This is a genomic window from Actinoplanes subtropicus (genome assembly GCF_000721705.1).
Taxonomy (GTDB): Bacteria; Actinomycetota; Actinomycetes; order Mycobacteriales; family Micromonosporaceae; genus Actinoplanes; species Actinoplanes subtropicus.
In genome coordinates, this window is record NZ_JOJL01000016.1 from 23383 (window position 1) to 41674 (window position 18292).

Annotated in this window: 14 protein-coding genes and 1 pseudogene; 4 read left to right on the forward strand and 11 right to left on the reverse strand. The window is 72.3% G+C overall.

The window, feature by feature from the left end:
• Position 1 precedes the first annotated feature (1 nt).
• The 4 genes from IH26_RS0121785 (at position 2) to IH26_RS0121800 (ending at position 5235) form a co-directional block, all read left to right on the forward strand.
• The gene (locus IH26_RS0121785; RefSeq protein WP_030438075.1) at positions 2–2506 is read left to right on the forward strand and encodes a hypothetical protein; all 2505 of its coding nucleotides are present in this window, start codon (positions 2–4) and stop codon (positions 2504–2506) included.
• 18 nt (positions 2507–2524) lie between these two features.
• Positions 2525–3025: a DUF6518 family protein gene (locus IH26_RS0121790; RefSeq protein ID WP_051808379.1), complete on the forward strand. Its 501-nt coding sequence runs from the start codon at positions 2525–2527 to the stop codon at positions 3023–3025.
• Between the two features lie 81 nt (positions 3026–3106).
• Positions 3107–4423 (forward strand): lipase family protein, encoded by a 1317-nt coding sequence (locus tag IH26_RS0121795; RefSeq protein ID WP_030438077.1) that lies wholly within the window; start codon positions 3107–3109, stop codon positions 4421–4423.
• Between the two features lie 95 nt (positions 4424–4518).
• Positions 4519–5235 (forward strand): hypothetical protein, encoded by a 717-nt coding sequence (locus IH26_RS0121800; RefSeq protein ID WP_034215833.1) that lies wholly within the window; start codon positions 4519–4521, stop codon positions 5233–5235.
• 6 nt (positions 5236–5241) lie between these two features.
• On the opposite strand, the gene IH26_RS0121805 is transcribed toward IH26_RS0121800, so the two are convergent.
• The 11 genes and pseudogenes from IH26_RS0121805 to IH26_RS64235 form a co-directional block, all read right to left on the reverse strand.
• Entirely contained in the window at positions 5242–5853 is a 612-nt protein-coding gene (locus IH26_RS0121805) for a hypothetical protein (protein ID WP_030438079.1), read from the reverse strand.
• Positions 5854–5921: 68 nt separating this feature from the next.
• Positions 5922–6608 carry an FAD-dependent monooxygenase gene (locus IH26_RS0121810; protein WP_245665367.1) on the reverse strand — a complete coding sequence of 229 codons (687 nt, stop codon included), beginning with the start codon at positions 6606–6608 and terminating at the stop codon, positions 5922–5924.
• 36 nt (positions 6609–6644) lie between these two features.
• A complete protein-coding gene (locus tag IH26_RS0121815) occupies positions 6645–9437 on the reverse strand; it encodes a helix-turn-helix transcriptional regulator (RefSeq protein WP_030438081.1) in 2793 nt (930 codons plus the stop codon).
• A 1109-nt stretch (positions 9438–10546) separates the two neighbouring features.
• Positions 10547–11674, reverse strand: coding sequence for a serine hydrolase domain-containing protein (locus IH26_RS0121825; protein ID WP_030438082.1), 1128 nt, complete (start codon positions 11672–11674; stop codon positions 10547–10549).
• 112 nt (positions 11675–11786) lie between these two features.
• On the reverse strand, positions 11787–11945 hold the full coding sequence (locus IH26_RS58090; protein WP_084599004.1) for a cellulose binding domain-containing protein: 159 nt from the start codon (positions 11943–11945) through the stop codon (positions 11787–11789).
• Positions 11946–12012: 67 nt separating this feature from the next.
• Positions 12013–12264, reverse strand: a pseudogene (locus IH26_RS64550) (hypothetical protein); the annotation flags it as partial.
• Positions 12265–12383: 119 nt separating this feature from the next.
• Complete coding sequence (locus tag IH26_RS0121835; protein ID WP_030438084.1) at positions 12384–13976, reverse strand: hypothetical protein; 1593 nt, start codon at positions 13974–13976, stop codon at positions 12384–12386.
• Complete coding sequence (locus tag IH26_RS0121840) at positions 13973–15262, reverse strand: tetratricopeptide repeat protein (protein ID WP_034215818.1); 1290 nt, start codon at positions 15260–15262, stop codon at positions 13973–13975. Before IH26_RS0121840 ends, IH26_RS0121835 begins: the two co-directional genes overlap by 4 nt.
• A 61-nt stretch (positions 15263–15323) precedes the next feature.
• A complete protein-coding gene (locus IH26_RS0121845; protein WP_030438086.1) occupies positions 15324–16988 on the reverse strand; it encodes a DUF4331 domain-containing protein in 1665 nt (554 codons plus the stop codon).
• Between the two features lie 193 nt (positions 16989–17181).
• Complete coding sequence (locus IH26_RS0121850; protein WP_030438087.1) at positions 17182–17820, reverse strand: RDD family protein; 639 nt, start codon at positions 17818–17820, stop codon at positions 17182–17184.
• A 12-nt stretch (positions 17821–17832) separates the two neighbouring features.
• The gene (locus IH26_RS64235) at positions 17833–18288 is read right to left on the reverse strand and encodes a DUF2752 domain-containing protein (protein ID WP_342668295.1); all 456 of its coding nucleotides are present in this window, start codon (positions 18286–18288) and stop codon (positions 17833–17835) included.
• Positions 18289–18292: the final 4 nt, after the last annotated feature.

Consider the following 18292-nt stretch of genomic DNA (forward strand, 5'->3'; position numbering starts at 1 on the left):
GATGTGGAACAGCCTTCTGGGCGCGGTGAGCATCGGCGATCGGCTCGAAGCGGCCTGGAAGGAGATCCATGCCGAGCGCCGGAAGGCCTTGGACGGCGAGGAGCCGAGCCTGATCCTCACCCATCGGATCGACGTGGCGGGTCAACGGCTGACGATCGACGTCGGCACCGATGCGCGCAGGGACGCCCGGCAGATCTCCGTCGATCTGCCGCTCATCGAGCGGGCGGTCAACCGGCGCTTCAGCCCGCTGCGACTGGTGGCGCTCCGCCTGGTCGAGGACGTGCTGGAGCGCCGGCGGGACGACTTTCCGGAGATCGACCGGTCGAGCCGGCCGGGCATCGACGAGCTCGGCGCTCCCGACCAGACCGTCGAGCGGGTGTATCAGTCACTGTCCCAGATGCCGGACGTGGTCCTGGTGGGCGGCCCGGGTACCCAGAAGACGATCAGCGCCGCGATCGTGGCCTACCAGTTCGAACGCGAGGGCCATGCCTGCGCGTGGCTGGATGTCCGGGACGGTCGCGCGGGTGCCGAGACGATCGCCTGGGAGCTGCTGCGGCTGCCGCGGCACGACGACATCCTGGTCGTGGTCAACCAGGTTCAGGACCGGATGTCCGAAGTGGGGCCGGCGTTCGCCCTCACCCAGAAGCTCCGTACGGACTTCCGCCTGCCCGCCCGCGTGCTCGCCACCGGCCGGCCGGCCATTGTCGACCGGGATCCGCTGTTCCAGTCGTTCCGGCGGGTGCCGACCCCGGCGCCCGACCACCTGCCCGCGACCGTGCCGGAGAGGGAGATCGTCTACTGGTTCGCCTGCCTGAAGTTGCTGGAGATCCGGCCGCCGACGGCGATCGTGCGCCGGCGCTTCCCCGAGGACCTCATCCACCGCCTCAGCAGGGGCCCGGACTCGTTCCTGAGCCACAACAGCGCCCACTACTCGCTGGCTTCCGGCCGGGACGCGCCCACCCTCATCCGGCGGCTGCGGTCCACGACCCCACCGGGCGACGTCATCTGGGAGTACCTGAAGCTGATCGGCCGCTCCGCCGGCAGCGACCTGCTGCACCGGCTGGACCAGGGCGACTTCCGCGGCGGCGCCACCGGCGGCCGTTCGTACCTCCGGCCGGCCTGGAATCTGTTGTTCGATCTCGGCACGCAGCTCGACGACCACTGCGCGCGCGACCCGGGCTGGGGCGAGAACGTCGGCGCCGCGGTCTTCGCCGCCGAAGCCCTTGCCGAACTGGGGCATCACTCGCAGTGGCAGGAGGTCGCGCGGTTCGTCCGCGGCCGCTGGCGGTACGACCAGCCACGGGTGCTCCCCGAGCCGGCCGACCAGTCGACCAGGGAGTCCGAGGACTTCGTCGAGATCGCCCGGTACATGGACCTGGAGGACGCCTATCTGAGCGTGCCGGACCTCGGCCTCGGCCCGGCGAACACCGATCAGATCGACTTCGAGCGCTTCTACCGGACCTGGATGCTCGGGGTGCTGCTGGGCTTCGAGGCGACCGCCCTGCACAAGGCGGACGATCTCCGTCGCTCGCTGGTGCGGACGGCCGAGGCGCAGTGCCAGCCGGAGGGCTTCTTCTACCCGAGCCGGGTGCCGTGGGTGACGGCGCGAGTGGTGCTGGGCCTGTGCCGGGCCGGGGAGACCTATCAGAACAGCACCACGGTCCGGCGGGCGTGCGAGTGGCTGAAGCGCCCCCGGGACAAGGGCGGCCCGTACGGCGGCTGGTGGAAGGGTGGCACCGGATCGTGGAACCGGGACGAGGCGACCACGGCGATGTGCGTCGCCGCCCTGATCCGGGCCGGTGACGGCGACGCGCCCGAGGTGCACACGGCGTTGGCCTGGCTGCGGGCGCGCGACGGCGAGTGGACGAAGACCGACCGGGAGATCGACCTGGCGCTGGTCCTGGAGGCCACGTTGCTCGGCGCGGCGGACTGGCGGTCCTCGTACGGACGCATCCTCAACCTGCTGCACTGGGCGACCGCCGAGATCCACCGCAAGACGATCCGCCAGCCCGAGCCCCGGTTCGTCCCGGAGAACGCGTTGCGTGCACCGTTCGCGGCGGCCCAACTCGCGATCCTGGTACGGGTGTCGGTCGCCCGGGAGTGCGAGGCCCTCCTGGGACAGACGGCCGTCCGGCGCCTGCCCCGGCAGCGCCCGGTGTACGCGCCTCCGCCGTCGGCGGGCACCTCGCCGTCCGGTGGTCTGCTGCTCCTGCCGAACGAGCAACGGTGGAAGCGCGCGGCCAGGGCCATCGCGGAAACACTCGAGAATCGGATCAAGGATCGCTCCGCGGTGCTGGAACGGGACAGCCTGCGCCGGGCCAGCGACATCTGGCAGCAGGTGGAGGGGGACAAGCAGCGGCTCGCCCGTTGCCTCGAACTGGAGGACCGGCTCAAGGCGCCGGTCAATCCGGATGATCTTGAAGCGCTGATCGAGCTGGGCCGCGCCGTCCGGGGCGCGGCGTGGGACGAGGGGTTGACCTACAAGGGGCGACCGGCACGAGCGTGAGGCTTCTACCCTCCCGGCATGGTGATCACGCCCGTGGCCGGGCTGCTGCTGGGGTTCCTCGACTTCGTCTGGATCAAGTACGTGCCGTTCCCGTTCGGCGGGCTCGGCAACTCCCCGGCGGTGTGGGCGGTGGCGGCGTTCCTGCTGACCTGGCGGGCCCGGTGGCGGGTGTGGCCGAGCGCCGCGGCCGGGGCGGCGATGCTGGTGATCGCGGTGCCGGCCTACTACGTGGCGGCCTACCTGATCCAGCACGACGAGCTGGGGAACGCGTACAACGCGACGGCGCTGGTCTGGATGGCGCTGGGCGTCGCGGTCGGCGCGGTCTTCGGGGCCGGGGGCTATTTCGCACGTACGCCGGGAAGGTCTCGGATCGTCGCGATCTTCCTGCCGGGCGGGGTGCTGCTGGCCGAGGCGGCGGTCGTGGCCACGCGTGCCGGGCAGCGGTCGTACGCCGTCCTGCTCGTCGTTCTTGCCCTGGTGGTGACGGTTCTGGTGCGCCGGCGAGCTGTGCGGGAGTGAGAGTTCTGGCCTCTGGAAGGTCTCGTTTTGCCAAGTTACCGTCCGGTAACCAGGCAGGCGGAGCCCCCTTGGAGGCCGGACATGTCCCTGCGCACCCGCATCCCCGTCGCCCTGCTCGCCGCCGCGGTCGTGGCGAGCTTCTCCCCGCTTCCGGCGCACGCCACGGTCACCTCCCGCGGCGTCACCATCCCCGATTTCTACACGCCGCCGGCGACCCTGCCGACGGCCGACGGCTCGCTGATCCGCAGCGAGCCCCTGCCGCTCGCGCTGTCCCTGCCGGGCCTTGGCTCGACCCTGCCGGGCAAGGCGACCCGGATCATGTACAAGTCCACCGACTCGAACGGCAACCCGGTCGCGGTGACCGGCGCCTACATCGAGCCGGCCGCCTCCTGGTCCGGGCCGCGGCCGCTGGTGGTGCTCGCGCCCGGCACGATGGGCCAGGGCGACCAGTGCTCCACCTCGCTCGCCCTGCAGCGCGGCCTGATCATCGGGACCGAGGGGAATCAGACCACCCTCTCCGTCGGCTACGAGATCCTGGCCATGTACCGCCTGCTCGCCAAGGGCATCGCCGTCGTGGAGACCGACTACGTGGGCCTCGGCACGACGGACCGGCTGCACACGTACGTCAATCGGGTTGACGAGGGTCATGCCGTGCTGGACGCGGCCCGCGCGGTCAAGGCGCTCCCGGACACGTCGCTCACCGCGAAGTCCGCGGTCGGCCTGTACGGCTACAGCCAGGGCGGCGGCGCGGTCGCCTCGGCCGCCGAACTCCAGGCGTCCTACGCCCCGGACGTCAGCCTGACGGCCACCTACGCCGGCGCCCCACCGGCCGACCTCGCCGCGGTCACCGCCGCGATCGACGGCTCCGAGCTGGTCGGCGCGCTGGCCTGGGCGGTCAACGGTTTCGCCCAGTCCGAGCCGGAGCTGGAGCCGCTGCTCGACAAGTACCTCAGCGACGCCGGCCGGGCCGCGCTCAAGGACCTGTCCACCATGTGCGTCGGCGACGCGATCCTCGGCTACCTCGACCAGCACAGCTCCTCGTGGACGACGACCGGCCAGTCGCTCGCCGACATCATCAGGTCCGAGCCCAGCCTCAAGGCGTACGTGGCCGAGCAGTTGATCGGCACGAGGAAGCCGACCGGCGTCGTCCGGGTCGCCACCGGCATCAGCGACAACCTGGTGCCGCACGCCCAGGCCCGCACGATGGCGGCCGACTGGTGCAAGCTCGGCGCCAAGGTCGTGTACGCCCCGGTCCTCCTGCCGAGCGTGGGCAGCCCGCTGCTGAACCACGTCGGGCCGCTGCTCGCCGACCAGGGCACGGCCGTGGACTGGCTCGGGCAGCGGCTGGCCGGCGTGCCGGCGATCTCCACGTGCGGGATCCTGCCGATCCAGCCGTGACGCGCCGATCTTTGGAGACCACCCTTAGGTTGACGTAAGGTTAACGACTGGTGTACGGGGTATGCGGCTCCGTCACGAGTCGGAGAGGCAACCGGGTGAAGACGGGATTCTGGCAGCCTGACCCGCTGCGGACCCTGGCACGCCAGGCCGACCAGGTCGAGCTCAAGCTGGTCGTGCCGGTCCGCGACGGCCGCTCGCTCGGCCTCGACCGGGCGACCGGCTCGGCCCGGCGCGTCTACTTCCTCGACACCCCCGCCCTCGACCTCTACCGGCGCGGCGTGATCATCCGGTTCCGGGACCGGGCGGGCCGCCGGGACGACGCCGTGGTGAAGCTCCGGCCGGTCGTGCCCGGCCGGGTGCCGCGCTGGCTGCGGCAGGCCGACCGGTTCCAGATGGAGATCGACGCGCTGCCCGGGCACGCGGTCTGCTCGGGCGCGCTGAAGGAGCGGCTCGCCCGGGGCGCCGTGGCCAAGGCGATCGCCGCGGGCCGGCCGCTGACCCGGCTGCTCTCGCCGGGCCAGCGCAAACTCCTCGATCGGTACGCGCCGGCGGTGGACCTCGGCGATCTCGTCGTCTTCGGGCCGATCGACGTACGGTGCCAGAGCGTCAAGCTGCGCGGCCTCGACCACGGCGTCCGCGCCGAACGCTGGGACTACCCGGACGGCTCGTACCTGCTGGAGCTCTCCGCCCGCTGCCCGGTGGACGAGGCCGCCGCGGTGGCCCGGCGCGTCTCCACGGCGCTGCGCGCGTACGGCGTCGCCCCGGCCGACGAGCAGTGCCTCAAGACCGACATGGCCCTGCAGGCGGCGTAGCGCTCGTCAGCGGTCGGCGAGCCGGTCGGTCAGGCGCTGGGCGGCCTGGGTGCCGGAGACCAGTCCCTCGTGGATCACGGTGAGGTCCTCGACGGCGCAGGCCGGCGGGGTGTGCTCGACCGCGTCGGCCAGCGCCGGGTACCGGCGCGCCCAGGCGGTCAGCGTCTCGCCCAGCTCGGCCTCCGCCTCGTCCGCCGGCAGCAGCGCCAGCCTGGGCAGCAGCCGTTGCCGGTACGGCCAGAACGACCACACCTTCGTCTCGTCGATGAGCTGCTCGACCGGGTCGGACCGCAGGTAGCGCAGCGCGATCTGGATCGAGTCGCAGCCGCCGTCGTTGATCAGCTCGTCGACCATCCGGTGCCGCGCGTGCGAGCCGGCGACCTCGTAGAACGTGCTGCGGCAGCCCTTGGGGCCGGCCGCGGTGACGATGCTGCGCCAGTTCAGCGGCGCGCCGGTCGGGGCCGCGAGCACGTCGGCGGCGGCCCGGTAGTAGATCAGTTTGGTCTGCCAGTGGTTGCGGCGCGGCGACGTGTTCTCGGAGAGCCGCCTCATCCATCCAGCCACGACGGTGTGCTGGAAGCGTTCCGAAGCAGTCGGTGCGGTCGGTGCCGTCGTCATCGCCATCCCTAACGTTTGTCCCCTTTGGTGCCCTGACAGAGCGTGTCTGGACGGTGGCATCCCGCGCATCACGTGTTCACGTGGTCCTGGGTTGGATGTCCCGACGCGGGGCCGCCGAGCGCGCGTATCAGCGCCTCCCGTTCGAGCACCGCGCACGGCCGCCGCTCGCCCTCGTAGCTGTCCAGCAGTCCGATCTCGCCGCGGCCGGTCAGCACGGCCGCCAGCTTCGCGCCCAGGTCGGCCGCGTCCCGCACGGAGAGCTCGGCCGAGCGCGACGGCGGGTGGAAGCGGTGCGCCGACTCACCGACCAGGAAGGACGTACCCCTTCGGTAGGTGCGGGCGATGCCCAGCGCCCCGTCCCACGGCGTCGCCTCGAGGAGCCGGGAAACGTCGACCGGCAGCGCGTCCTCGAGAACAACATCAAGGCTTCGGCGTACGGTGCTCTGCCCGCCGTCGCAGCCCGCCAGATACTCCGCCTCGACGACGTGCCGGGCGCGCGTCCCCCGGTCGATCACGGTCGCCACCGTGCGGTCCGCCTCCAGCCGCAGGCCGGTGAAGGTCCAGCCCTCCCGCAGGTCGATCAGCGGATGGTCGCGCGCGGCGGCGCGCAGCACGGCCAGCTCGGGGCGCCCCGGCGGGCGGGAGGCCCGCTCCAGCAGCACGCACGGCACGCCGTTACGGGCCAGCTCCAGGGCCAGCACACAGCCGGACTGGCCGGCCCCGACCACGAGCACCCGCGTACGAAAATCCGGCATGACGCCATGCTCGGGCGGCGCGGGCCGCTCGCGGTATCACGTGACTCCGGGATTGTGGTGACACTCCCGGGCGACCACCGCGGCCAGCTCGACCCGGCTGTGCAGATCCAGCTTCATGAAGATCTTGCGGAGGTGGCTGTCCACTGTGTGCGGGGACAGGTGCAGCTGACGGCCCACCCCGATGTTGGTCAGGCCCTGCCCGACCAGCATCGCGACCGCCCGCTCGGCCCGGGACAGCTGCGGCAGGCAGGGCGCGGTCTCGTCGACCGGGGCCGGGGCGGGCGCCATGCCGCGCCAGGCGCCGAGGCCCTCCTGCAGCTGCCGGATCGCGCCGTGCGCCCCGGCCGCGGTGAGCAACCGCATCGCCTCGTCGTACCACGCCCGTACGGTCGAACGATCGGTTTGGTCGCGGCCCAGCAGCGCCGAATCCTCCAGCGCCGAGGCCAGCGCGAGCGGGCGGCCGGCCCGGCGGAACTCGGCCACCGCGGTGCACAGCTGCCGCGGGTCCCGATACAGGATCCCGGCGGCGTGCGCGGCCGCGCCGGCCGCCGCGTGCAGGCCCGGATTGCGCTGGGCCAGCCGGGCGGTCGCCTCGACCACCGCGGCGGCCTTGTGCTGGGCGCCGACCTGCACGGCCAGCCCGACCAGCGTGGCGGCGGCCCGCGGCTCCTGCACGATCAAAGTCGGCCGCTCGTACACCGGGCTGAGCAGCTCGAAGGCGTCGCCCAGCGCGCCCTCGGCGATCAGCAGCCGGGCTCGCGGCCACTCGACGTCCTCCGGCGGCGCGGTGATCCCGCCGGCGAGCAGCTCGGTCATCCGGCCGACGCACCAGCGCGCCTGGTCGAGGTCGCCGCGCAGCACGGCCAGCTTGGCCTGGATGCCGAGCAAAGGCACGGTCAGCGCGTACGCGGTGACCTGCTCCGAAATGGCCACCCCGGCGTCCGCCTCGGCCACCGCCTCGTCCAGCCGGCCGCGCACGGTCAGCAGCGCGGCCGAGAAGTAGTGCAGCAGCGGGCGGGCCCAGCCGGTGCCCAGGCCCTCGGCCTCCCGGCGGCCGCGGCGCAGCGTCCGTTCCGCCTCGTCGAAGCGGTCCAGCGAGGTCAGCGCGTTGGCCAGCCAGATCCGCGGATGCCGGTGCAGCGCCGCGCCGCCGGCCGTGTCGGCCAGGTCGGTGGCGGCGGCCGCGTGCGTGAACGCGTCGGTGATCCGGCCTTCGGCCTGCGCGACCAGGCTGCGCGCGGTGAGCCCGAAGACGGCCGCGCCGGGGTCGTGCACGCGGCCGATCCGATCCGCTTCCGCGCCGGAGGTGTCGGCGGCCGGGTAGTCGTCCAGATAGAACGTGGCGTGCGCGCGGATCGCGTGCAGCCGGGCCTGGGTGGTCATCGCCACGGCGGGTTCGCTCAGGCCGTCGTCGGCGTACTCGGCGGCCTTGGCGTTCTGGCCAGCGTGCTTGGACGCCTCGGCCAGGCCGAGCTGCAGCGCCGTGCGGGTCTCCGGGGCGAGGCCGTTGCGCAGCGCCTCCTCGCCCAGCTCCTGGGCCAGCGAGACGCGGGCGGCCGAGGCGAGCAGGCCGACCGCCTCGGCCACCATCGCGGGCCGGGCCGGATCGTGCTCGCCGACCGCGTGCAGCGCCTGCAGCATCAGGTCGGCCGCGGCGCCCGGGGCGGTGAGCGCGACCGAGGCGGCGGTGTCGCGGAGCATGTCCACTGCTGCGCGGGTGCCGGCCGGGCCCGTACGCAAGAGGTGTTCGGCGATCTCGGCGGGTGGGAGGCCCTGCTCGCGGGCCATCGTGGCGGCCTCCTGATGCAGGTGGCGGGCCACCGAACCGGACAGTGTGCTGCGCACCGCCTGGTGCACGAGGTCGTGCTGGAAGACCAGGCCGTCCTGGTCCTCGACCAGCAGGCCGGCGGCGGTGACCTGGTCGATCGCGTCGAACAGGGCGACCGGCTCGCGGCCCATCAGCCGGGCCGCGTTCTCGATGGTGAACGGCCGGTCCAGCACCGAGGTCGCGCGCAGCAGCCACTGAGCCTCCGGCGGGAGGGAGCCCATGATCTCGCGTACGGTCGCGACGAAGCTCGACGGCAGGTCCTCGCCGACCACTGTCGCGATCCCGTCGGCGACCATGATCTGATCGGTGCTGAGCAGGGCGGACAGCAGCTTCTCCAGGCGCAGCGGGTGCCCGCCGCAGCCGGCCGCCAGGGCCAGCACGGTGTCGTCCACCTCGGCGCCGAGCACGTCCGCGCACAGCTGGGCGGTGGCCGCGTCGTCGAGCACGTCCAGGTGGATCGTGGTCGCCCGCTCGGCCAGCCAGTCCAGGGTCTGCCGGCCCGGGGCGTCGAGTTCGGCCGGCTGCGACCGGCCGGCCAGCAGCCAGCGAACCGGCGAAGAAGCAAGAGCAGGGACCAATTCCCGTACGGCGAGGGCACTGAGCTCGTCCATCCAGTGCGCGTCGTCGATCACCACCAGCAGCGGCTGCCGGTTCGAGTACCGCTCCAGGCAGTCCCGCAGCCGGTCGATCTTCGCGTAGTTGCCCCCCGACGCGTCCGGATCGGACAGCCAGCCGAACTCGCTGGCCGGCGGGCTGCACGCACGCAACGCCCCGGCCAGCGTGACCAGCGGCGCGGTGTGGTCGTGCCGGAACGCCTCTCGGGCGGCGACCGCGATGTCCCGCTCGTCCGCGTAGTCGCCGGCCGCGCGCAACAGCCGCGACTTGCCGATACCCGGCGGTCCGGTGACGACGAGGCAGCCCCCTGCCCCGGCGTCGGTGTCCTGCAAAGCCTTACGGATGACCGCGAGCTCCCGATCGCGGCCGACGATATGGTCTCTCACCCGCGCTCCACCGTCCCTCTCACAAGACGGGCCGTGATCCGCCGGCCGTGGCCGCCGGAGGTGATCAAATTAAGACTGAGGGTTATTCACGACCTACCTCGAGTTGCAGGTTTGCCGCAGCTCATGCAAGTGGCCTTGGCCGTCGTGAATAATCCTCATTGTTCCGGGCTCCGCCCGACCGCCGTTACGGCATGGTTTTCAACCGGTTGACCATTGAGTACGGAACGTGTCGGTGCGACACCCTGCCGTACTCGGCGGCCGGAGTCCAATCGATCAATGGATGGCGATGCCTTCGGTTTGTGTGCTTGGCTGTCTCGTTAGTACAACCGAGTTACCGGGCCGGGCGTTATCGGTTGCCCGGCACTTGGCATCGAGCAGCCTCAGCGCACGGGCCTTGCAGCGGCGTGCCGTCCATGCATGCGCAGATGGCCTCGGGGGACAAGCCCGTCCAACGCGCGAAGCGCCACCGGCGGCCACTTCCATGTCCCCTTCCAGGCACCCGATCACAGCCGGCGGCCGATACCCCGAACCGGCACCGGCCCGACCATGGCGCCGTCACCAGCCGGATAAGCGGACCCGGATCCGTGCCCCGCGCGAGCCGATGGGCGCGAGGTTTGATCCACGGCAGCCGCGACCTCGGCCACGGTCAGCTACACCTCCGCGGTGGTGCGGTCGGCCATCGGAGGAGGGTAGTGCCTGCTGGCGGACGTCAGGCGGTGGCCTTGACGGCCCGCAGCGCCTCGCGGAACTCCTCGGCACCGGGCTCGCCCGGGTACCGGTCGTGCAGCTCGTTGTCCAACCCACCCCGACCATCAGTAGCTGTGGTAGGCACTTCCGGCGGCTACCGACGACGTATCGGCCGTAGCGCCCACCCGCGCCGGCGATGCATTTGAGCGGATCAACGGTAGATCGTGGACAGTCGGTCGGGTATCGAGCGCAAGTGGGCAGCTCAGCCCGGAAGCGGCGGCAAAGGCGCAACCAACGACGGCGCCGGCCGGGAAGGTGGGGGCTCGTGCTCGCCTCGTACTTTCGCAGGGTTTTGATCTTTGGGAAGTAGGGGCGCGAAGCGGCTCCCGGGCGATGCCGGGAGCCAACTTCCAGCGACCTTCTCAGCTGCAGAGGGCGGTGTCGACCACGTGGAGGACGTCGTTCGCTTTCTGCTCGGTGTCGGGCAGCGAGGTGATGGCGACCGTCGCGGCGCGGCCGTCGGCGGTGACCTCGGTGCGGGTCTCGTAGCCGGGGATGTCGCCGCCGTGGCCCCAGGCGACGCCGCCGCAGCTCAGGGGGGAGCTGATCAGGCCCAGGCCGTAGCGGGCGCCGGGCCAGAGGTCGGCGGGCACCGTGGTGCGCATCTCGGCGAGTTGGGCCGCGGGCAGCAGCTTGCCGGCGATCAGCTCGGCGAAGAACTTGTTCAGGTCGGAGGGGGTCGACACCATTTCGCCGGCGGCCCAGGCCCAGGACGGGTCGAGGACGGTGATGTCGAACGGCGCGCCGTTCGCGTCGGGGGTGTAGCCGTGCGGGTGCCGCTCGCGGATGCCGAACTCGCCGTTGCCCGGGAAGTAGGTGTCCCGCAGGCCGGCCTTGCGGATCACCCGGTCGGTGATCTGCTGGGCGAGCGGCCGGCCGGTGACCTTCTCGATGATCAGCCCGGCGACGATGTAGTTGGTGTTGCTGTACTCCCACTTCGTGCCGGGTGCGAAGTCGGCCGGATGGGCCAGGGCGACGTCGACCAGGTCCTGCGGCTGGAAGTGGCGGAAGCGCAGCGAGAGGTCGTCCACGCCGAGGAACTCGGTGTAGTTCGGCAGACCGCTGGTGTGCTGCAGCAGCTGCCGTACGGTGATCCGCCGCCCGTCGATGCCGTCGCCGCGCAGCAGGCCGGGCAGGTACGTGTCGACCGGCGCGTCCAGCCGCACCCGGTGCTCGGCGACCAGCTGCAGCATCACCACGGCGACGAAGGTCTTGGTGTTGCTGCCGATCCGGACCTGGCCGTCGACGGGGACCGGGCGGTTGGTGCCGAGCACGGCGACTCCGGCGGTCGGCTGGCGGATCCGGCCCCGGCGGTCGGTCACCGAGGCGAGCGCGCCGGGGAACCCGTCGGTGTCGACCAGCGCGGTCAACTCGGTGCGGACCGGATCGTGCGTCGGCAGGGCGGCGGTCGCCGCGACCGCCGGCTGGGCGACTGCGGCGGTCAACAGGGCGGCGGCTACGGCGGTGGCGAGCGCCTTGCGAGTGAGCATCGAAAAGCTCCTTTTAGGAATCGATCAACGACTCTTTTGATGCTTCTCGATGGCGGTGCCCGTTCCGATCCCGGCAACCCGACAAAACGGGGTAGGGGTAGCCCCACCCCGATCACGTGCCACAGGTCGGGACCATGGCCCTACTGTTGCCGGTCGCCTGGAAGCCGAACTCGGTGTAGCCACCGGCCGGGACCTGCCCGTTGTAGGCGACGTTGCTGAACTGGACCGCGCCGCTGTTGCCGCTTCGGTCGGCGTTCCAGGCGTTGGTGATCGTCGCGCCGGTCGGCGCGCGGCGCGATCATGCCGACCACCTCGTGCGTGTCCACCGGCAGCCGGGTCGGCGCGCCGGTGAACGAGCCGAACGCGTCGCCGAGCGACGGCTGCTCCCCGTAGACGAACTTCTCGGACAGCTTCTTGATCTCCTCCCGCCGACAGGTCCAGTCGGCGGGGCTGGCGGTCCGGGTGCCGTCCAGCTTCTTGAACGGATCGGGCAGCTTGGCGTTAGCGGGCAGCGCGCCGGCGTCCGGGAGTGGCGGCACGGCCCGAAACTTCCGAAAGATCAAAACCTTCCGAAAGTACGAGGCGAACACCGGTCCCCGCCTTCCCGGCCGGCGCCGTCGTTGGTTGCGCCTTTGCCGCCGCTTCCGGGCTGAGCTGCCTACTCGCGCTCGCCGCGCGCCCGTCTTGCGCTAACCGGCCGGTTCGGCGGCTACACCACTGCACGGACTCCCATGCCGAGGCCGACCAGGACGACGAGGGCAGCCGTCGCTGTCGGGGCGCCGGCCGAAACGCGACTGGTCACCCGGCTCACCAGGCCGCCGAAGTGGGCCGCGCGGCCGCCTCTGGCGATCAGCCCGCCCAGCCTGCGCTGGGCGACGACCAGCAGGAGCCCGACCGCGGTGAGGGTGCCGGCCATGCCGATCCCGTAGGCCAGCACCAGCAGGACGCCCAGTCCGGCGCGGCCCAGCCCGATCGCTCCGAGCAGCACGACCAGCGCGGAGGGGCTGGGGACAAGGCCGCCGGCGAGTCCGATCCCGGCCAGGCCGAGCCGGCCGCCCGGTCGGTGGTGACGATGCCCGTGTTCGTGTCCGTGCGCCTGGCCATCGCTGTGGCTGTGATCGTCGTGGGCGTGGCTGTGATCGTCATGGGCGTGGCTGTGGTCGCTGTGGGCGTGGGCGTGCTGGGTGGGGTGGCGGCGGGCTTTGCGGGCGGAGATCAGCATGGCGATGCCGACGGCCGCTACCAGGATGCCGCTGACGGCGCCGAGCCAGGCCAGTAGTTGCTCCCCGACCAGGGCTGTTGACGTGCTCAGCAGTAGGCCCACCGCCAGCACGCCGCCGGTGTGGGCCAGGGTGACCGTGCCGCCTACCGCCAGCGCGTCGCGGATTCGGCCGTGGCGGCCGGCGAAGTAGGCCGCCATCACCGTCTTGCCGTGGCCGGGCAGGGCCGCGTGGCCCGCACCTAGCAGCAGGGCCAGCACGAACGCCAGGCCGAGCACCAGCGGCGTCAACCGGCCGCCGACCACCGACTCGACCCGGCTCTGCGCGGACGTCAGCCAGCTCGGGCCGCTCGCGGCGAGCCGGGCCGGGGTGCCCGCCGCGCCGCCACCCGCCGCGCCGCCGCCCGCCGCGCCGCCGCCCGCCGCGCCGCCGGCGGCGTCGCCGACCCGGATCGTCGCGGTGTGCACGTCGGGGGCCGAGGTCAGCAGCTCGCGCGGATACGTGGTGAGCCGGGCGCTCACGCTCTGGGCCGGCAGGGGGCTGTCGATGCGTACGCCATCGCCGTGGGCAGTGAGCTCACGCCAACCCACCCGGCCGGGCCGATAGCGGTTGTCGACCCGCAGGGTCGTGGCCCTGGCCGGCACGTCAAAGGGGGCCGGCACGGCGAAGAGGGCCGGCGCGGCGAAGGAGCAGGACAGCCGGCCGGTGGAGAGGCCACCCGCCCCGGGCGCGAGGCGATAGCCGGGATCGGTGACCGTCCACGTCAGAGGCTTGCCGTCGGCGGTGACGGCGAACGCGTCCGCGAACCGCCGGCACTCCGCGGTGGCGTAGGCGGCCCGCTCGGCGTCCGACAGTCGGCCGTCCCCGTCGGTGTCGATCAGGGGCTTCTCCTGCAAGGTCGGGATCTCCGCGATGTCCGAGAGCGCGAGCACGTCGACGCGGTCGGCGTGGACGGTGAGCTCCTCGTACTGGTTGATCGAGAAGTTGCCCATCGGGTGCGCCTGGGCGGGTGCGGCCGGGACGAGCAGGCCGGCCAGGACGGCGGCGGCCAGCACGAGCAGCGGGCGGGCGAGTCGGCTCATCGGGCGTCTCCGAGGGCGGACAGGGCGCGGCGGGCGTTCGGCCCGTCGACCGGGGAGAAGTACGGGTTGGTGGCCAGTGCGCGGGCGAGTTCGGCGCGCGCCTCGGCGCGGTGGCCGAGGGACAGGTGGATCAGGCCGAGGTGGTACGCGTATGTGGCCGGATGCGCCCCGCCCGCGATCGCCGTCCGCGCGTAGGCCAATGCCTCGGCGTCCCGGCCCGCCAGGTGCAGCGACCAGGCCAGCGTGTCCGCGACGTCCGGATGGTGCCGCCGGGCCCACTCGGCGCTCGCCGCCTTGACCGCGTCGGCGGGCCGGCCCTCGGCCAGCGCCAGCTGCGCGGTGGCCAGGTCGTCCCGGCCGCCGTTCGCGGTGAAGAGCCGCTGGGCGGCCGCCGCCAGCGCCAGTTGCCCGTCGGCTTCCGAGGGCTGGGCGGCGACGTTGAGCAGCTCGGCGTACTCGATCAGGTAGGACGGTCCGGGCAGCCGGGCGGTCAGGTCGGCATAGTCGGCCAGCGCGCCGGAGAGATCGCCCTGAGCGGCCCGGACCCGGGCGTGACCGCGCTGGGCCGCGACCGAGGCCGGGTCGGCGGCGCGGGCGGCCGCGTACTCGTCGCCGGCCGTACGCAGGTCGCCGCGGCCGAAGGCGAGATCGCCGAGCTGGGTATGGCAGAAGGCGGCGTCGTGCGGGTCGACCGCGTCGTTCAGCGCCCGGCGCATGAGCCCGGTGGCGTCGGCGATCCGGCCGCGCAGCTCGAGGTCGTAGGAGGCGCGCGCGTAGGCGGCCAGGCCGGGCCGGGTGTCGAGCATCCGCTGCACCGCGCCGGTCGCGCCCTGCGCGTCGCCGAGCTGGGTGAGCGCGTCGGCGAGCACGCCGTACGCGTCGGCGTCGGCGCTGTCGATCCGCAGCGCGGCCTCGGCCTGGTCGCGGGCGGCGGCGAAGTCGTGCCGGGCGTTGGCCAGCGCGCCGAGCACGACCAGCGCGCCGCCGTTGCCGTCCCGGCGCAGCGCCAGCGACTTGCGGGCGGCCCGCTCGGCCTGCGGGTAGAGGGCCGAGTCGGCGGTGACCCGGGCCTGTTCGAGGTAGGTGGCGCCGAGAGCGGCCCAGCCACCCCAGTCGCCGGGCACGTCGCGCAGGTGCTGCTGGGCGCGGGCGACCCGGTCGGCCAGGACGTCGACGGGCTGGGCTTGGGCGACGGAACGGGGCGGCGCGGTGTGCGGCCGGAACGCGATGCCGGCAACCGCTAGGACGGCGGCGGCGAGCGCGAGGCTGGTCAGAATGCGGCGCATCGGGATCCTCCAAAGGGGACAGCGGGATGGGCGCGCCCACCAGAGCGCGCCCACCCGGCGGTCACATCCGCATCGTCTGGTCAGGGTCGAAGGCGCTGGTTGCCGGCTGCGTCGGGCGGCGCCGGCGCAGAAAGGTGAACAGTCCGGCGGCCAGGATCAGCGCGCCGACGCTGGTCGCGCCGGTCGCGTACGCCACCGGCTTGGTCATCCACGTCCTGCCCGGCGTGGTCTCGTCGGCGGGAGCGGCGACCGCGCCGGACGACTGCTCCACGTCAGGAGTGCCGGACCCGGCACTTTGGGGCTGGGCCGCCGTCATGCCACCGGTGGTGTTGACGCTCGCGGTGTTGGGCAGGGCGACGTACGGGAACTTCGCCCCGAACGGCTGGTTGTTCGCGTCCACCTTGTCGCCCGCGGCCAGCGCGTCGACCAGCTTGCCGGTCTGCGCCGCGCCCTCCAGGGCCTGCAACTCGATGTCGACCACGTCGTCGGTGAGCCGCCGCCCGTTCGGGAAGCCCTGCAGGTCGCCGCCGAGCACGCCGAGCCGGTTCGGCTGGGCGCTGACCGGTACCGACAGGTTCAGCCGCAACTGTTCCGACGGGGTGAACCGGCCCGCCGCCACGTCCGCGTTGTCGAGCTGCGAGTTCAGGTCCGCCTTGATCGGGCCGCCGGCCTTCGTGGTGATGCCGGTCAGGAAGATCTCGACCAGGTCGTTGCGCGGCGTCGCGGGCGCCGGCACCTGGTAGATCTTCTGGATCAGCTGCGGCACCTCCGGGTTGGTGACCCGCCTGACCAGCGCCGGGATCTTCGCGTCCCGGTCGGGCGGGGTCGCGTTGAAGGTGTCCTTCAGCCCGGCCGGCACGACCACCTCGTTGACCAGCGGATTGCCGAGGCGGGACACCTGCACCCGGCCGCCGGACGAGGTGCCGTCGGCCACCCGTACGCGATCTCGTTCGGTGGTGGTCCAAATGCCGATGTTCGGGTTCCGTTTCGCATCCCCGCGCAGCGCGACGTCCTTGAACGGCACCTGGATGGCGATGGTGTTCACGTTGTAGCCGGCCAGCGTGTCCTGCCCGGTCTCGCTCAGGTTCCCGCCGTACAGCAGGTCGAAGACCCGCAGGTCGAGGAAGAACGGGTCGTCGGCCTGGCCGGCGAAGATCTTCCAGCCGCCGGGCAGGGTGCGGGTCGCCTGCGAGCGCAGCGTGCCGTAGTCGGGCATCGACGCCGGGCCGACCCGGGACGGCGCCACCGGCACGTCCTGCGCGCGTACCTTGAACGGCTCGCCGTGGAACGACGACTCCAGCGTGTAGGTCTGCCGGAAGAGCAGGTTCTCGTCGTCGATCGAGGTGACCGGGCCGTTGTTGTAGAGGAAGGTGTTGTTCCCGCGCTTGTCGATGTTGTGGAACGTCCAGCGGAACGTCGCGTCGGGCTTGGCGTCGCCGTCGCTGTCGACCTTGATGAGGTACGTGGCGTCGGTGGCGAACGGGTAGAAGTTGGGGCCGCCGTTGGGCTCCTCGAACGGCTGCCAGTTGGCGATGAAGGTGACGTAGCCCGGGCGTTCCGGGCTGGCGAACGCGTACAGGTCGGTGTTGTCGATCGCCGGGTCGGCGGCGACCAGCGGCGCCTCCCGGTGACTCGAGGCCGAGGCGGTGCCGGGGCCCAGCCCGTACACCGTGCCGACGAGCAGCGCGCTCACGCCGAGCGCGGCCGCCACACGTTTGACGGTCATGATGGTCTGTCCTCCCGTGCCGGAGCAGTGACTTCTCGGCACGGATTCGCCCCCGCCGGCGTGGCGGCTAGGTGCGTGTGAGATTCCCGTCCGCGACCCATCCGGGCCGCTCGTGGCGACGAACCTGAGGGCCTTGCGGTAAAAGCGTGGCCCGGCCGATCCCGGCCGGGCCACGCCTTCGTTCAGTTGACGGTCAGGCGGAGACGACGATGGTCTTCATGATCTTGTCGGCGAAGGTCTGCCGCTTGGCGTCCCAGAGCGGGAACAGCCAGCCGACGTAGCAGGCGAGCGAGTCGAGGGCGTGGCACAGGTCGCGGACGAACGCCATGCCGGCGCCGATCGGCTGACCGGTTTCCTCGCTCACCATGCGGATGCCGAGCGCCTTGCGGCCCCACGTCTGGCCGGTCTTTCCGCCGAGGAACCAGCGGTTGTAGAACACGGCGACGATGCCGGCCAGGTAGACGATGATGGCGATGATGTTGGCGATGGTGCCGTGGCCGGCCAGAACCGCAGCGACGATGTAGACCGGCAGGAGCACCACGCCGTCGATGAGGTAACCGCCGACGCGCTGCGCCCAGCTGGCGTAGTTGACGGCCGCGACGCCGTAGCCGCCGGGCGTGCCGTACTGCTGCCCGTACTGCGCGGGCTGCTGGCCGTACTGCTGCTGCCCGTACTGTGCGGGCTGCTGGCCGTACTGCGGCTGCTGCCCGTACTGCGGCTGTTGCGGTTGGCCGTACACCGGCGGTTGGGGCTGCCCGTACTGCGGGGGCTGCTGCCCGTACGGCGGGGGCTGCTGCCCGTACTGAGGATCGTTGCTGGGTGGGTAAGTCATCTCGGCATTCCTTTACGAGGCCCGGCCGATCCCGAGCCGATGCAGTTGGAAGAGCCAGCTCGCGAACACGAGCGGCCAGACGAGCCGTTGCGCCCACCGTCGCCGAGCAGCCGGCCACGGTTCCGGTGGTTCCAGTACACCCGTGGCGCGCAACACCACGAGCGGGACGGCGGCGACGGCCAGCGTCGCCAGCCCGAAGATCATGGGGTTGGCCGAGAAGGCCGCCGCGGCCTGGCCGCGGACCAGCGCCACCGCCGCGGTCGTCAGGCCGCACACCGGGCAGGGCACGCCGGTCAGCGTCCGCAGCGGGCACGGCAGCCCGACGCCCGTGTGCTGGGTGAACGCCGGCCAGAGCGCAGCGCCGAACCCGACGAGCAGGCCGAAACCGCCGACTCGTTCCGGGACGGAGAAGGTGCGCAGACTGGCCCCCGGGGTGATCGTTTGATGAGCTGAGAACGCGATAGTAATTGCC

Bases quoted from the DNA above. Each gene is read 5' to 3' on its own strand.
- IH26_RS0121785 (WP_030438075.1), top strand. From the start codon at position 2: ATGTGGAACAGCCTTCTGGGCGCGGTGAGCATCGGCGATCGGCTCGAA.
- IH26_RS0121790 (WP_051808379.1), top strand. From the start codon at position 2,525: ATGGTGATCACGCCCGTGGCCGGGCTGCTGCTGGGGTTCCTCGACTTC.
- IH26_RS0121795 (WP_030438077.1), top strand. From the start codon at position 3,107: ATGTCCCTGCGCACCCGCATCCCCGTCGCCCTGCTCGCCGCCGCGGTC.
- IH26_RS0121805 (WP_030438079.1), bottom strand. From the start codon at position 5,853: ATGACGACGGCACCGACCGCACCGACTGCTTCGGAACGCTTCCAGCAC.
- IH26_RS0121810 (WP_245665367.1), bottom strand. From the start codon at position 6,608: ATGCCGGATTTTCGTACGCGGGTGCTCGTGGTCGGGGCCGGCCAGTCC.
- IH26_RS0121825 (WP_030438082.1), bottom strand. From the start codon at position 11,674: ATGCTCACTCGCAAGGCGCTCGCCACCGCCGTAGCCGCCGCCCTGTTG.
- IH26_RS0121835 (WP_030438084.1), bottom strand. From the start codon at position 13,976: ATGAGCCGACTCGCCCGCCCGCTGCTCGTGCTGGCCGCCGCCGTCCTG.
- IH26_RS0121840 (WP_034215818.1), bottom strand. From the start codon at position 15,262: ATGCGCCGCATTCTGACCAGCCTCGCGCTCGCCGCCGCCGTCCTAGCG.
- IH26_RS0121845 (WP_030438086.1), bottom strand. From the start codon at position 16,988: ATGACCGTCAAACGTGTGGCGGCCGCGCTCGGCGTGAGCGCGCTGCTC.
- IH26_RS0121850 (WP_030438087.1), bottom strand. From the start codon at position 17,820: ATGACTTACCCACCCAGCAACGATCCTCAGTACGGGCAGCAGCCCCCG.